Origin of the sequence: Shewanella sp. HL-SH8 (assembly GCF_051165765.1) — a bacterium.
Classification (GTDB): domain Bacteria; phylum Pseudomonadota; class Gammaproteobacteria; order Enterobacterales; family Shewanellaceae; genus Shewanella; species Shewanella glacialimarina.
In genome coordinates this window covers 2883943-2898225 of the sequence record NZ_CP195039.1, presented here as the reverse complement: position 1 = coordinate 2898225, position 14283 = coordinate 2883943, and the positions used below count along the sequence as shown (strand labels likewise).

7 protein-coding genes are annotated in these 14283 nt (G+C 42.0%); 3 read left to right on the top strand and 4 right to left on the bottom strand.

The genetic code is table 11. The annotated features are described in order from the left end of the window. Positions 1-304 precede the first annotated feature (304 nt). The 4 genes from ACRWQN_RS12795 to ACRWQN_RS12780 form a co-directional block, all read right to left on the bottom strand. Positions 305-3304, bottom strand: a complete 3000-nt coding sequence (locus tag ACRWQN_RS12795) for a TonB-dependent receptor (protein ID WP_434938137.1) — start codon at positions 3302-3304, stop codon at positions 305-307. Between the two features lie 412 nt (positions 3305-3716). Then, on the bottom strand, positions 3717-4718 hold the full coding sequence (locus ACRWQN_RS12790; protein WP_434938135.1) for a LacI family DNA-binding transcriptional regulator: 1002 nt from the start codon (positions 4716-4718) through the stop codon (positions 3717-3719). Positions 4719-4845: 127 nt separating this feature from the next. Beyond that, positions 4846-6171 (bottom strand): glycoside-pentoside-hexuronide (GPH):cation symporter, encoded by a 1326-nt coding sequence (locus ACRWQN_RS12785; RefSeq protein ID WP_434938134.1) that lies wholly within the window; start codon positions 6169-6171, stop codon positions 4846-4848. A gap of 58 nt (positions 6172-6229) precedes the next feature. Then, positions 6230-7558 carry a GH1 family beta-glucosidase gene (locus tag ACRWQN_RS12780; protein WP_434938132.1) on the bottom strand — a complete coding sequence of 443 codons (1329 nt, stop codon included), beginning with the start codon at positions 7556-7558 and terminating at the stop codon, positions 6230-6232. A 311-nt stretch (positions 7559-7869) separates the two neighbouring features. Here ACRWQN_RS12780 and fucP point away from each other — a divergent pair, with 311 nt between their 5' ends. From fucP to ACRWQN_RS12765, 3 genes are all read left to right on the top strand, one after another. Continuing rightward, positions 7870-9183, top strand: coding sequence for an L-fucose:H+ symporter permease (gene fucP / locus ACRWQN_RS12775; protein WP_434938130.1), 1314 nt, complete (start codon positions 7870-7872; stop codon positions 9181-9183). Positions 9184-9194: 11 nt separating this feature from the next. Continuing rightward, positions 9195-11873 (top strand): glycoside hydrolase family 3 protein, encoded by a 2679-nt coding sequence (locus ACRWQN_RS12770; protein WP_434938128.1) that lies wholly within the window; start codon positions 9195-9197, stop codon positions 11871-11873. A gap of 149 nt (positions 11874-12022) precedes the next feature. Further along, positions 12023-14107 carry a family 16 glycosylhydrolase gene (locus tag ACRWQN_RS12765; RefSeq protein ID WP_434938126.1) on the top strand — a complete coding sequence of 695 codons (2085 nt, stop codon included), beginning with the start codon at positions 12023-12025 and terminating at the stop codon, positions 14105-14107. The last annotated feature ends 176 nt before the right edge of the window (positions 14108-14283 follow it).

Below are 14283 nucleotides of genomic sequence, written 5' to 3'. Positions count from 1 at the left end.
TTTTTAGTTTTAAGCGTTCAATTAAGCTTCAATATTACAATAATGGTATTAACGTTTGTTGATAATACTGACAGGTTAATGTACTCAGCAAAACACTTAATCGATGGTGTTATTTAGAATTCATTAAAATGTAAGCACTTTCAAGTGTTAATTTAATTGGTTTGAAAGTCAAAAAAATTGGCAATATCCCTATCGCCGAGTTTTATAATCCTTATAAAGAAAGGGGCGACTGTAATGGCGCCCCAAACGACCTAAAAGGGAGAATAAGCTCATCCAATTAAACCGTAATTGAATGAGCTATTGCTTAGAAGGTGTAACGTGCTCCTATGCCATAACGTGCACCTGTTTGGGTGTAGTTTAGGACTTGTTCTGTGGCTCGGCCGTGAACACGTGTTGATTCATTAGTGATATTTAAGCCTTCAAAGAATACCGTTAATCCTTCAACTTGCTCAATATCATAGCCCACACTGAAGTCGATTTGTGAGTAAGCTTCTGTGTACTGCGGGTTAGCGCCAGTGTCGTTACCGGTTGCGTTTAAGAACTCATCACGCCAGTTCCAAGCAACACGGGCTGTTACGCCATAGTTTTCATACATAGCAACGAGGTTAGCTGTGTCACTGATACCCACTTCAACATTTTGTGGTAAATCGCCAGGGCGATTTAAGTTGCTGTTGTCGTAGCTGTCACCTGCGTTAACTAAGGTGTAGTTAGCTTGTACACCAATCCCTGATTCACCAAAGAAGTGCTGTACCGCAAATTCCCACCCATCAATAACAGAGCTTTCGCTGTCGTTGGTTGGTTGATTAATTAAGAATATTAAATCGTCATCACCCGCATTACCGGTGATTTCAATATTGCCGTTGGCAGGGTTGATGGTGACATTCGGATCAGTTGCACCGTAGTTGTCATAAATCCATTGACGTTGTTGTACGGCAGTGGTTTGACCCGCTGCTATGGCTTCATCAACATAAGTACTGTGTGAAGGGTCAGCAATATTATAAATATTAGACTCAACTACACCATTATCGATAAAGTTGGTGACATCTTTACGGAAGTAACCCATTGAAACATAACTGCCTTGGTCAAAATACCACTCAGCAGATAGATCATAGTTAGTGGATTCTAAAGGCAACAAACCAGGGTTGCCACTTGTGCCACTGCCACCGCCACGGTTAGCCAACGTGCCTATTACTGTGCCACCTTGTATAGAGGTGTAATCTGGGCGACCAATGGTTTCGCTGTAGGCTGCACGAACGTACACATCTTCTACCACTTCAATATTGAAGTTAACACTCGGTAAGAAGTAGTCGTATTCGCCGGTTTGAGTTTGGAATACGCGCTCACCCGATGGATTAATGGCAATTTCGGTTTCAGCAATCCAGGTGGCACTGTCATAACCTGACACAGCAGAAGTCGATTCCACATCAGTTTGTTCATATCGAACACCTAAGTGAACATCAAATGGCATGTTGGCCATTTCACCGAAGTAGTTATATTGTAAGTAAGCTGATTGTGACTGCTCTTGAGTAAAGCGGTCTGTATCGCTAGCATAATCAGTAGAAGGGCAGAAACCGTTACCACAATCACCAATCGCACTTGAGGCATACAGTTCAGCAGCACGAGCGCGAACCGCTTCAAAGTCCCACAAGAAAATGGTGTTTAATGGGTCAGTTGAGGCAGTACCTTGGTAGTTAGAAAACGTGCCTTTTGAACCATCAAATTTATCTTGAACAGTATCAGCTGGGAACCATGCTGCGTCTAAATCACCCGCTGAACCAATTCCGCCCCAGTCATTACGTTGTACGTTAACAGATTGAGAATGGTTATTGACATCGGTTGCTGCAATACCAAAATCGATACTACCGGCATCTTCTAAATCATAGCTACCAGTGATTTGCAGTTGTTCGATTTCAGAGCGGTTAACCGCGTTACCAAATACAGAGCCGGTAATACGCATATCTTCAGGGCGAACATTATTACCATTACCGACTGCAAGAACAGGCACTTCACCGCTAAAGTCAGCAGCTGCACTGGTGCGGATAAAGGCGGCAGTACTTAAATTACTGTTGCTGCCATTAGGATTGTTTGGGGTGCGCTCAGCGTATGAATCATGGTAATCGACTTCAAGTAATAGTTTCTCAGTCACGTCCCATTCTACATTAAAACCTAAAGAGCCGCTTTGATCACGAGTACCGAAATCACCCGCAGCCATCGATAAATCTGCGCCGCCGTCAGGGTAGGTTTCTGAGTACACTAATGGTGAAGAAACTGGTCCGTCAGACCAGGTGCTTTCTTGAGTCGGCACAAAGTTAAACCATGCTGAAACGTCATGTGACTGTGTATCAATATCGTTTTGCATGTAATTATAATCAAGCGTTGCACGCACAGAATCAATTGGCTGGTACTGAAGGACTAGTTGACCATTGGTGCGGCTACGTTGTTGCTCTTCAAAGCGATAGATGGTTGTTTGTGGTACAGAATACACATCATTGTCGCCAGGGCGGTTAATTTGGTTGGCATCTTTTGGTACGCCGCCCCACTCAGGGTTTGCACCAGGTGAACCGCTCCAGTCCTGGTCAACACTGCCTGGAAAGCTACGCCAGCCAGTACCAACTTGCGCTTGCTGGTTACCACTTTCGCGGTCTTGATAACTACCAGAAATTAAAATACCAAATTTATCATCTGCAAATGTATTTGAGTAAAGACCTGATAATTCAGGGGTAACTGAGCCATTGTCAGTTGATGTATCGTCAACGGCTTTAACGCCAAAAGAGGCTTTTTGTCCCGGTGAGCTAAGTGGGCGCTGGGTTAATACATTGATTGTTGCACCAATACCGCCGGTTGAGTTTTTAGCTTGGCTTGTTTTTTCAACTTCAACAGCACTGATTGATTCAGAGGCGGCGTTAGCAAAGTCAAATGAACGTGAACCTGTAGTGGTTGGCATTTGACGGTTATTTAAGGTCACTAAGTTACGATCAGGGCCGAAACCACGTACCGTTACCTTACTGCCTTCACCATTGCTTCTGTCAATAGAAACACCAGTGATACGTTGTAATGATTCGGCTAAGTTAGAATCTGGAAACTTACCTATGTCTTCGGCGTTAATGGCATCGACAATACCATTTGAGCTGCGTTTCAAATCCATTGATTTAATTAAACTGCCACGAATGCCGCTAACCTGAATCACTTCAATGTTTTCTTCACTGGCTTCATCAGCAGCGTGAGCTGGTATCATTGAACCGAGACCAAGCACAAGCGATAGGCTTGTTGCTAGCTTAGTTTTGGTAAATGTTCTTGTTTTCATCTAGGAAATCCCCATTGACTAGATTTTACTATTTTAATAGTTCACCCATAAAAAAGTGCAAACCGATTTGTAATTCTCCATTAGCGTCACAGTGTTGTTAATAATTATGTAAGCGCTTACATAAAACTAGATTAATTTGTGACCTGAGTCAATATAAATGCAGATAAAAATCAACATTTCATTAACTTTAGCGCAAGTGAAACGTGTTTTAAACTCTAATCTATTGTATTTGCTCGGTAAGATTATTTAGGTGCAAAATGTTAAATATGTAAGCGCTTTCTTTTCTGTCGTCATCAATGCGTGAAATGACACATCAATTTGAGTCATAGCAATTGATTAGTGTGTAGACGTATTGCTACAGATTTGGTTTAAAAATTTGATTTTAAGCAGAAATTTGATTAGTTGACTAACACTAGCCAGTCGATTTGGCAGAGTCTCTAACAAACAGTTCAGGTGAAAACGAGCAGTCAACGATCACTTTTTCATTCTTATACACATTTTGTAATATCCAAAAAGCGGCCATTTTTCCCATTTCATCAATAGGGTTGCTGATGGTGGTCAGTTTTGGCGAAATGTACTTAGGGAAAGGGGTGTTATCGTAACCAATGAATGAGATATCCTCAGGTACTCGGATCCCTTTGTCTAAACAGACTGCAATAGCGCCTGATGCCATTTGATCACTGGCGCACACTACAGCGGTGATGTTTTTATTTAAACTAAATAAGTGCGTCATGCCATCGCTGCCACCAAATTCACGGAAGTTTCCTTCATAGCATAAAGCCGGATCAAAAATAACCTTATGTTCTGATAGGGCTCTTTGGTGACCCTGAAGTCGGTCTCGGGCGTCTCGTTTGTACATAGGGCCAGAAATATAGGCGATATCTTTATGGCCTAAAGATAAAATGTACTCGGTTGCGATATAGCCACCACGTTCATTTTCAAGATAAATACAATTGTCTTTTAATGCTTCAATGTAGCGGTTTATTAATACAATAGGCGTTTTTTGTTTATGCAGTTCGATCAAGTATTCATCAGAAACGGCCTCGACATCTAAAATAAGTGCATCACATCCGCGACTTAATAAAAATTCGACACCGTCTTTCTCTTGAGCTTCATCCGCATGACCAGCAGCGATGATGACGTGCTTATTAGCAGAGCGCAGTGCGGTTTCAATTTCTGTCATCATTGGGCCATAAAATGGACCATCAAGTTGAGATACCAGAACGCCAACACTGTTTGAGCAATTAGAAGCAAGCGATTGAGCAATAGTATTAGGGCGATAGCCCAATGAGGCCATCGCATCTAGCACTTTTTGTCGAGTTTTATCACTGACTTTGGTGTTGTTGTTCATCACTCGCGATACGGTCGCGAGTGATACACCTGCCAGTATTGAAACATCGTAAATTGTGGCCATATCTTGCTTGCTTCTTATATGAGTTAAAATCGGCAGAAGATTAACATGGTTTCTGTTAAATTTAAAAATCAAACCAATAAAAACTAATCATTATCAATCTTCATTATAAAAAACCGAGGTTTACATACTAGTTCTGCTTATTCAGCTGCAAGTTAATTTCATCTACTTTGGTGGAGTCTAATGTATACCAGCGCATGACAAAGGCGACGGCGATAGAACCAAGAGCAGGAAAAATAGTGAACGACAGTAATATACCCTCTAAGGTTTCTGGTGTTTGAGCGGTATCAGCTTGATAACCATAACCAGATAACAACCAACCTGCCGCCGCGCCGCCAACCGCGACCCCTAGCTTGATGAAGAAAATAATGGATGAGTAAATCATCCCTGTAATTCTGACGCCGGTTTTATATTGACCATAATCAACCGCATCTGCCATTTTAGCCCATAAAAGGGGCGTGGCCATATTGAAAGTAAAACCCCAAACAATAAACATAGCAAAGGCGAGTATCGGTTGCTCCGCGGTAACAAAATAGCTGGCAATACACAAAGCTGCAGCAATAATCTGTAAGCTTATATAAGCTTTCACTTTACAGACTTTCTTTGCTAATGGTTCTGCTAACATACAACCAAAAATATTACCTAACATGCCTAGAGTAATAAATAAGGTAATAGAATCAGGCATATTCAAAAAGTACTTAACATAGTAAATGGCTAAACTGGTTCTAAGCACCATACCTGAAAGCAAACATACCGCAGCAATTGACAGTATTCGCCATTGATCATTTTGTAATAAATTGGCTAAGTCTTGTTTAAAGCTAGATTGTTGATCAACAGGTGGGTGTAAGCGCTCTTTAGTGCCCCAAAAGCAGGTTAAAAACATCGCCACACCTAAAATACTCATTGCAGCAATAGTCAGTTGATACCCTTTAGCTTGATCGCCTTGACCTAAAAATTCGACCAGAGGTAAGGTTAAACCAGATACAAGCAGGCCGCCTAACATAGCGAACACAAAGCGATATGATTGTACCGACACGCGCTCTTTGGGATCGGCAGTTAACACTCCACCTAAGGCGCAATAAGGAATGTTGATGGCGGTATAGACCATCATTAATGCTGTGTAGGTTACAAAGGCGTAAATCATTTTGCCATCTTCAGATAAATCTGGCGTGGTAAACGCCAGCACACTGATCACGCCAAATGGCAGGGCAAACCAAAGTAAATAGGGGCGAAACTTACCCCATTTAGTATTAGTTCGGTCGGCTAATGCACCCATTAATGGATCGGTTATCGCATCAATTAAGCGAACGGCCAGAAACATGGTGCCCACAAATGCAGGCGATATACCAAATATGTCGGTATAGAAAAATGTGAGAAATAGCATCACAGTTTGAAACACAATGTTACTGGCTGTATCACCTAATCCGTAGGCAATTTTTTCTTTTATGCTGATCATTCTAGCCTCTTATTATTCTGATTCTTGACTATCTTAGCGATGATATTAGTAACAAACTCTAGCGAGAACCAATTAGGTCGCGATAAGCTTTACCGCTCGCTTTTATGGTACGTTGTTGGGTTTGATAATCAACATATACAATGCCGAAACGTTTTAAATATCCCTCAGCCCACTCGAAATTGTCCATTAGGCTCCAGGCAAAATAACCGACTACGTTAACACCCTGTGTGATGGCATTATTGACCGCATTGAGGTGTGATTGGTAATAGTCGATACGATCGTTATCCATCACCTGGCCGTCAATTAGCTTGTCAGGCATGGCAGCACCATTTTCGGTGATATAAATAGGCGGTAAAGAGTAAGTTTGGCTTAGTGAGACTAATAAATCGGTAAAGGCTTGTGGGTATATTTCCCAGTCCATATCTGTCTTTGGCACATTGATCATATCAACTTGAGCATAAATGGTTTCTGGGTGGGCTTGATATACCGCGCGCGTATAAAAGTTAATCCCTAAAAAGTCGATTTGTTGCGCAATAATGTCAAAGTCGCCAGCTTCAACCACCGGGCGGTCATCACTGGATAAATCATCAATAATATCTGGGTAGCATTTATCAAAAAGCGGCTTGATATACCATTGATTCATATATTCATCGGCTTTTTTAGCGGCATTAATATCAGCGATATTATATGAATGTGGGTAACAAGGGGTAAAGTTCAGCACTATACCATTTAGAGTATTAGGACTCTGTTTTTGCAGTACTTGCATACCTAAGCCATGCGCTAATAAGATATGGTGCGCAGCTTGACGACCATAAGCGACCTTGGCTTTACCTGGTGCATGGATACCAATTTCGTAGCCTAAAAATGCGCTGCAAAAAGGTTCATTAAAGGTGGCATAAGAATGCACTCTGTCGCCCAATGCAGCCACTATTTTGCTCGTATAGTCTTGAAATAAATATGCAGTGCTGCGATTGAGCCAGCCACCGTTGTCTTCAATATGCTGCGGTAAATCCCAGTGATATAAAGTGACATAAGGTTTTATGCCCTTAGCAAGTAAGCTATCTAATAACTGGATATAAAAGTTAACACCCTCTGAGTTCAGGCTGCCGTCTTGCTTTATGACTCGAGGCCATGAAATAGATAAACGATAAGCATCAACCCCCAGTGATTCAATAAGCTCAACATCCTGTTGCCATAGCTTCACATGCTCACATGCTTGCTTTCCATCAGAACCGTCACTAATTTTCCCCGGGGTTGCACAAAATGTATCCCAAATTGACGGTAAGCGATTGTGTGCGCTGCCTTCAATTTGAAATGAGGCGGTAGCCACTCCAAATGTAAAATCCTTAGAAAGCATAGGTGATGTAGCGGGTAAGGTTATTTTCATATTTCTATTCACTTAGTTTTGTTTGAATTGACCCATGTTATGTCGCAACGAAATTGGCTGAGTAAAGTCTTTAAGTGCGCGTTTGCATCACTTCACGGTTTATCTTCGTTGTTGACCAATCATGTCAAAAAATGTTTAGTTTGAATCAAAAATCGTTGACATCGGTTATCGTTATGTTAAAAATGAAAGCGCTTACATTGAGACTAGTGATTAATTATCAAAAGGTCAATACAAGTTTTAAGCGTAAAAACGCGATAACTTGTTTTACACACGCTTTTAAACAAACATATAACTATAACAGGTGGAAACATATGGCCGGGGCAACTTCTGATGCATCAATTCAAACAACCGTGGCACAAGATGCAACGCATCAGCCAGGGAATTACCGTTTTGCGTTAATTGCATTAACGTCGTTATTTTTTATGTGGGGATTTTTGACTTGTCTGAATGATATCCTCATTCCGTATTTAAAAAACATGTTTGATTTAAGTTATACCCAGGCCATGTTGGTGCAGTTTTGTTTCTTCGGTGCATACTTCATTGTGTCTATTCCTGCAGGTAATCTAGTCGGTAAAATCGGCTATCAAAAAGGTATTATCGCTGGTTTAATTATTGCCTGCATAGGGTGTTTATTATTTTATCCTTCTGCCAGTTTAGCTTCTTACAATATGTTTTTATTTGCTTTTTTTGTATTGGCCTCTGGGATTACTATTTTACAGGTTTCTGCTAATCCGTATGTCAGTACTTTAGGGCCAGCAAATACCGCTTCATCACGTTTAACTATGACCCAAGCATTTAACTCATTGGGGACAACAGTTGCGCCATTCTTTGGCAGTTGGTTAATTCTATCAACTATTGAACATCCTGATTCGGTTACTGAGCTAGATCAAGCTATCGCTACTTTAACGGTTGCTGAGCAAGCCAGTACGGTACAAGTGCCATATTTAATTCTTGCAGCCGCATTATTTCTGCTAGCAATTGTTTTTATGTTTTTAAAATTACCCTTGTTAGGTAAAAAAGATCTAAGCGAAAGCCATCAATCTGGCTCTGGTAGCGCATGGCGTTATCCACATTTAGTGTTAGGCGCGGTGGGGATTTTTGTCTACGTGGGGGCAGAGGTGGGTATTGGTAGCTTTTTGATTAACTTCCTAACCCAAGATGAAATTGGTGGGTTAACAGAATCACAGGCGGCTAAATACATAGCTTACTATTTTGGTGGTGCCATGGTCGGACGCTTTATTGGCGCTTTGGTAATGCAGAAAATTAACGCCGGTAAGGTGCTAGCGTTTAACGCTATTTTTGCTTGTTTACTGGTGGCTACGGCGATATTTTCCCAGGGTACGACGGCGATGTGGGCGTTACTGTTAGTCGGGCTTTGTAATTCAATTATGTTCCCAACGATATTCAGTTTGGCGTTACAGGATTTAAAACAATATACCAGCCAAGGTTCAGGCATTTTATGTTTAGCCATTGTCGGTGGCGCTGTAGTGCCATTGTTACAAGGGATGTTAGCCGATTCATTTGGTATTCAAGTAGCGTTTGTGTTGCCACTGCTTTGTTATGGTTTTATTGGTTATTACGGACTCATTGGCTGTAATGCTAACCGTCCTAACGATTCAATTTAAAGGATCTTAAAATGTTATTTAACACAACAAAAAATGATTCTGCTGTGCGCCATAGTTTATCCGCAGTGATGCCGTTGAGCCGAACTATGCTAACCGTATCGACCTTGATGGGTTTGGGATTAATCGGGTGTCAGCCTCAGGTTGTATCTACTCCGGTAGAGGGTGCTGAAAAGACTCTTGCGGTTGTAGTTGATACCTCTGCAGCAAATTTGCAGGCTGTGCCAGCTAAAGATATTAGTCTTTGGCCTCAGCAAGCACCGGCTATAGCGGTTGATCCTGTATTAGAGGATAAAATTGCCAAATTATTAGTGACCATGACACTTGAGCAAAAAGTGGCGCAAATGATCCAACCTGAAATTCGTGATATCACGGTTGAGGATATGCGTAAATATGGTTTTGGCTCATACCTTAATGGCGGTGGTGCTTATCCCAATAACGATAAGCATGCTACGCCAGCTGATTGGATAAAACTGGCTGAAAATTTTTATCAAGCATCTATAGATGATTCTGTTGACGGGATAGCTATTCCGACTATGTGGGGAACCGATGCGGTTCATGGCCATAACAATGTGATTGGTGCCACCTTATTCCCACATAATATTGGCTTAGGTGCAGCAGATAATCCTGCATTAATTGAAAAAATTGCCGCAATTACCGCCAAAGAAGTTATGGTTACCGGGATTGATTGGGTGTTTGCCCCTACAGTGGCAGTTGTGCGTGATGACCGATGGGGCCGTACTTATGAAGGGTATTCAGAAGATCCTCGTATTGTAAGGGATTATGCCTTTGCGATAGTTGAAGGTCTGCAAGGTGCTGTAAATGGTGATTTTTTAAGTGATCAACATGTGTTGTCAACGGTAAAGCATTTTATCGGTGACGGCGGCACAGAAAAGGGCATTGATCAGGGGGACAATACGGCCTCTGAACAAGATTTATATGCTATTCATGCCCAAGGCTATGTCGGTGGTTTATCTGCAGGGGCTCAATCTGTTATGGCTTCATTTAACAGCTGGCACGGCGATAAAATTCACGGTAATCAATACTTACTAACGGATGTACTAAAAGGTCGCTTTGGCTTTGATGGTTTTGTTGTGGGTGATTGGAACGGCCATGGACAAGTGCCTGGTTGTACTAATGAATCATGTGCGCAAGCGGCGAATGCCGGACTGGATATCTTTATGGTGCCAACCGCTGCGTGGAAACCCCTGTATTACAATACAATTGAGCAAGTTAACAGTGGTGAAATTGCCCAGTCTAGAATTGATGATGCAGTGACGCGTATTTTACGGGTTAAATTTCGTGCTGGATTATTTGATAAACCTAGTCCTGCTAAGCGACCACTTTCGGGGAAAACTGAGTTAATTGGTCAAGCCAGTCATCGTGAAGTTGCAAGGCAAGCGGTGCGTGAATCACTCGTGTTGTTAAAAAATAAACAAAATTTATTGCCATTATCGCCTAAGTTGACCGTATTAGTGGCTGGTGATGCTGCAGATAATATCGGTAAGCAATCAGGTGGTTGGACAATTACTTGGCAAGGTACTGACAATGAAAACAGTGATTTTCCTGGGGCAACGTCTATTTTCGCTGGCATTGATAATGTCATTACGCAAGCTGGCGGCAAAGCGATATTAAGTGCCAATGGTGAGTTTGAATTGGCGAAAAAGCCGGATGTGGCCATAGTGGTGTTTGGTGAAGAGCCTTATGCCGAAGGTAATGGCGACATTGATAATGTAGAATATCAACGCGGTGATAAACGTGATTTAGCATTACTTAAAAAGCTTAAAGCACAAGGCATACCTGTGGTGTCGGTGTTTATCAGCGGCCGACCAATGTGGGTTAATGCAGAACTTAATCAGTCGGATGCTTTTGTTGCAGCTTGGTTACCCGGTTCGGAAGGTAATGGGATTGCAGATGTATTGTTTACTGATGCAGAGGGTAAAGTTAACTATGATTTTGTCGGTAAGTTATCATTTTCATGGCCGGCTAACCCGCAACAAACTTCAGTCAATGTGCCTTTAGAAACGGAAGCATTAGTTGCGTTAAACAGCAATTATCAACCACTTATTCCCTATGGTTACGGTTTAAGCTATCAATCCGCACCAACAGATGTCATCACCTTAGATAATTTATCAGAAGATAATTTGTCATCAACTCAATCTCTTGAAGATTTAGCGTTATTTGAACGTGCGGTTAAATCGCCATGGTCAATGTTTATTGCTACAGCAACGCAGCGAGAAGGACTCAGCAGCAGTGTGGCTAAAAATAGTGCGCTTAAAATTCGCACCATGGACAGAGTTGTTCAAGAAGATGCCCGTTTAGTGACATTTAATGGTACTGAACTAGGTACAGTGGGTTTACTGAGTAATTTCCCAAGAGATTTTCGTGCCTATAGTAATACTGATTCGGCGTTGTCGTTTAGTATTAAGGTTGACACTGCATTAACTCAACCTTTGTGGCTGGGTATGGCGTGTGAAGGCGATTGTCGTCCTCAGTACGACATTAGCAAGCAAGTGACTGTTGGCGAGTGGAACAATGTCAGTGTGGCATTGAATTGTTTTGCATCTGAGTCAATGGATTTTGGCAAAATTGTATCGCCTTTTTTCCTTGCAACAGACGCTAAGGTTGAACTGAGCTTTAGCGATGTCATTATTCAAGCAAACCATCAACCAAACACTATTCAATGTAATTAATCATTAAGCCACAGTGCGGCTAAGCTTTGCTGATGTCAGTAAAGCTTAGCTAAGTGCATGCAAAAATGTGCCGAGTGAAAGCAGTTGATGGGCCCTGAGTTGGGTGCCGTTATTGACAAAGCGCGATTAAATTTCGTTCAGGAGCAAAAATGAACCAGCAAGTAAATGGGTTACCTTTTAAGCTTAATATCACCGCGATTGCCTTGTCAGGACTGTTTTTATTAGGGTGTGGTTCAGACAACCCCACCGTTGTTACCGACGTTGAAGCAACACCTCCCACAAGCATTACAGGTTGGCAAATGGTGTGGCAAGATGAATTTGACGGTACTGAAGTTGATAGCAGCAAGTGGAGTTTTGCAGTTGATTGTTTTGGTGGTGGTAATGACGAAGCCCAGTGTTATACCGCAAGATCTGAAAACTCGCAGGTGGCGCAAGGGTTATTAACCATCACCGCCCTAAGAGAGACATTCTCTGGGCCTGCGGTGAATGACTCTGATCCAAATTATGATCCTTTAGATACGTCTAAAACTTTGGACTATACCTCGGCAAGGTTAGTCTCCAAAAATAAAGGTGACTGGAAATATGGCCGTTTTGAGATTCGCGCTAAATTACCGCAAGGCCAGGGCACATGGCCTGCTATTTGGATGTTGCCAACTGACTGGGTATATGGCCCTTGGGCGGGATCGGGTGAAATAGATATCATGGAAGCCGTTAACTTAAAAACGGTGACCAATGGAGGCGAACCTGAATCAGCGGTTCACGGCACACTGCATTTTGGCAAAACCTGGCCGAGTAATGTTTACAGTGGGCAAGATTACGCTTTACCTAACGCACAAAACCCTTCCGATGATTTTCATGTTTACGCCCTAGAATGGCAAGAAGATGAGATCCGTTGGTATGTTGATGATGTTCATTATGCGACGCAACGCTCATCTGGTTGGTATAGCCAATACATTGATGAAAATGGCAATACTGTCAATGCACCCGATGATGCACCTTTTAATCAACAATTTCATATGTTATTGAATCTTGCAGTTGGCGGGTCTTGGGCGGCGAATGTCAATAATACGGGTATTGATGAAAGTGTGTTCCCTCAGGTAATGCAAATTGATTATGTGCGCGTGTATGAATGCGCCGACTCTCCAAATACGGGAGCAGGTTGCGCCACTATTGATGATGCGGCGATTATTGTGCCTGGTCACAGCGCCCCAGAGATTGTGATACCGGATACGCAATTTGGTCAAGGGCCCACTTTTAGCCTATTTAGTTATGCCGATGCCATTGCACTTAACACAGATTTATCTTTTGGAAGTTATAATCCTGATGGTGCGATAACCTATCAAGTTGGTAGCGATGATGTGCGTGGTCAGGTCCTAGAAATTACCAAAACAGCAGCGGTAGGTAATCTATTTTTTGAATATTCTCCTCGAGTTGATTTATCCCATTGGCAAGAGCTTGGTGAGTTAGTGTTTGATATTAATGTGACCTCAATTGCAGAGGGAACAGAAGTATTGGTTAAAGTGGATAGTGGTTGGCCAAATACTGGCGATATCAGTATTTCACTGCCGGATAACCTCAATCAATGGCAAGAAGTCAGAATATCATTTGCCAGTCTTGTGGCGGGTGGTAATCGCTTTTCACCCGGCAGTACGGTCAATTTAACCGATGTTGTTAATCCATTTGTTATCGAACCAACAGGCCCTGTGGTATTAAAACTGGATAATATTCGTTATGAATACCAAGTGGCTCAGCAGACTGAATTGGTGGTATATGATGATGCCGCTGTGGCGCCCTATGCTTTTGGTTTGTTTGCAGCATCTGGACAATTACTAGAGGAGCAAGTTGATGTTGGGGGCGAACATAAAATAGTGACTCAATTAACCTTTAACACCAATGAAGCTGTAGGATTTTATCAAAGCAGTGGCACTGTGATGGATTTCAGCGGGTTTAACTTCTTATCATTCGATTTGAATGTGGTGACAGATCTGCGTGAAGTGCGAAGTATGAAGATTAAAATGGACTGTCAAACCCCGTGTAGTTCTGGAGATTTTGACATAATGCCTCCCGGCGTAGGTGTATGGACCCATTATGATATTGCATTAACTGATCTGGTGGCTAACAACGGCTCAAGTCTGGATTTGGCCAAAGTTGATACCCCGATTGTTATTTTTCCTAAGTGGGGCGACCAACAAGGTGTTGTGTTGCAAATTGATAATATTAAGCTGACCCAATAAGCTCAGGGCTACACTGATTTAAGTGCATCTTATTGTAAGTGTTTTTATTGAATACGAATGCAAAAACGCACTGTTTTCTTTGCCTGACTCAGTGCTTAGCATAGTATCAAGTCCAAGTTAGTTGTTTTTGATAGAAGTACAATCAAATAGTTATAAATCAATGATCTTAATAATGG

Excerpts from the sequence above, each read along its gene's own strand:
- ACRWQN_RS12795 (WP_434938137.1), bottom strand. The coding sequence starts at position 3,304 with ATGAAAACAAGAACATTTACCAAAACTAAGCTAGCAACAAGCCTATCG.
- ACRWQN_RS12790 (WP_434938135.1), bottom strand. The coding sequence starts at position 4,718 with ATGGCCACAATTTACGATGTTTCAATACTGGCAGGTGTATCACTCGCG.
- ACRWQN_RS12785 (WP_434938134.1), bottom strand. The coding sequence starts at position 6,171 with ATGATCAGCATAAAAGAAAAAATTGCCTACGGATTAGGTGATACAGCC.
- ACRWQN_RS12780 (WP_434938132.1), bottom strand. The coding sequence starts at position 7,558 with ATGAAAATAACCTTACCCGCTACATCACCTATGCTTTCTAAGGATTTT.
- fucP (WP_434938130.1), top strand. The coding sequence starts at position 7,870 with ATGGCCGGGGCAACTTCTGATGCATCAATTCAAACAACCGTGGCACAA.
- ACRWQN_RS12770 (WP_434938128.1), top strand. The coding sequence starts at position 9,195 with ATGTTATTTAACACAACAAAAAATGATTCTGCTGTGCGCCATAGTTTA.
- ACRWQN_RS12765 (WP_434938126.1), top strand. The coding sequence starts at position 12,023 with ATGAACCAGCAAGTAAATGGGTTACCTTTTAAGCTTAATATCACCGCG.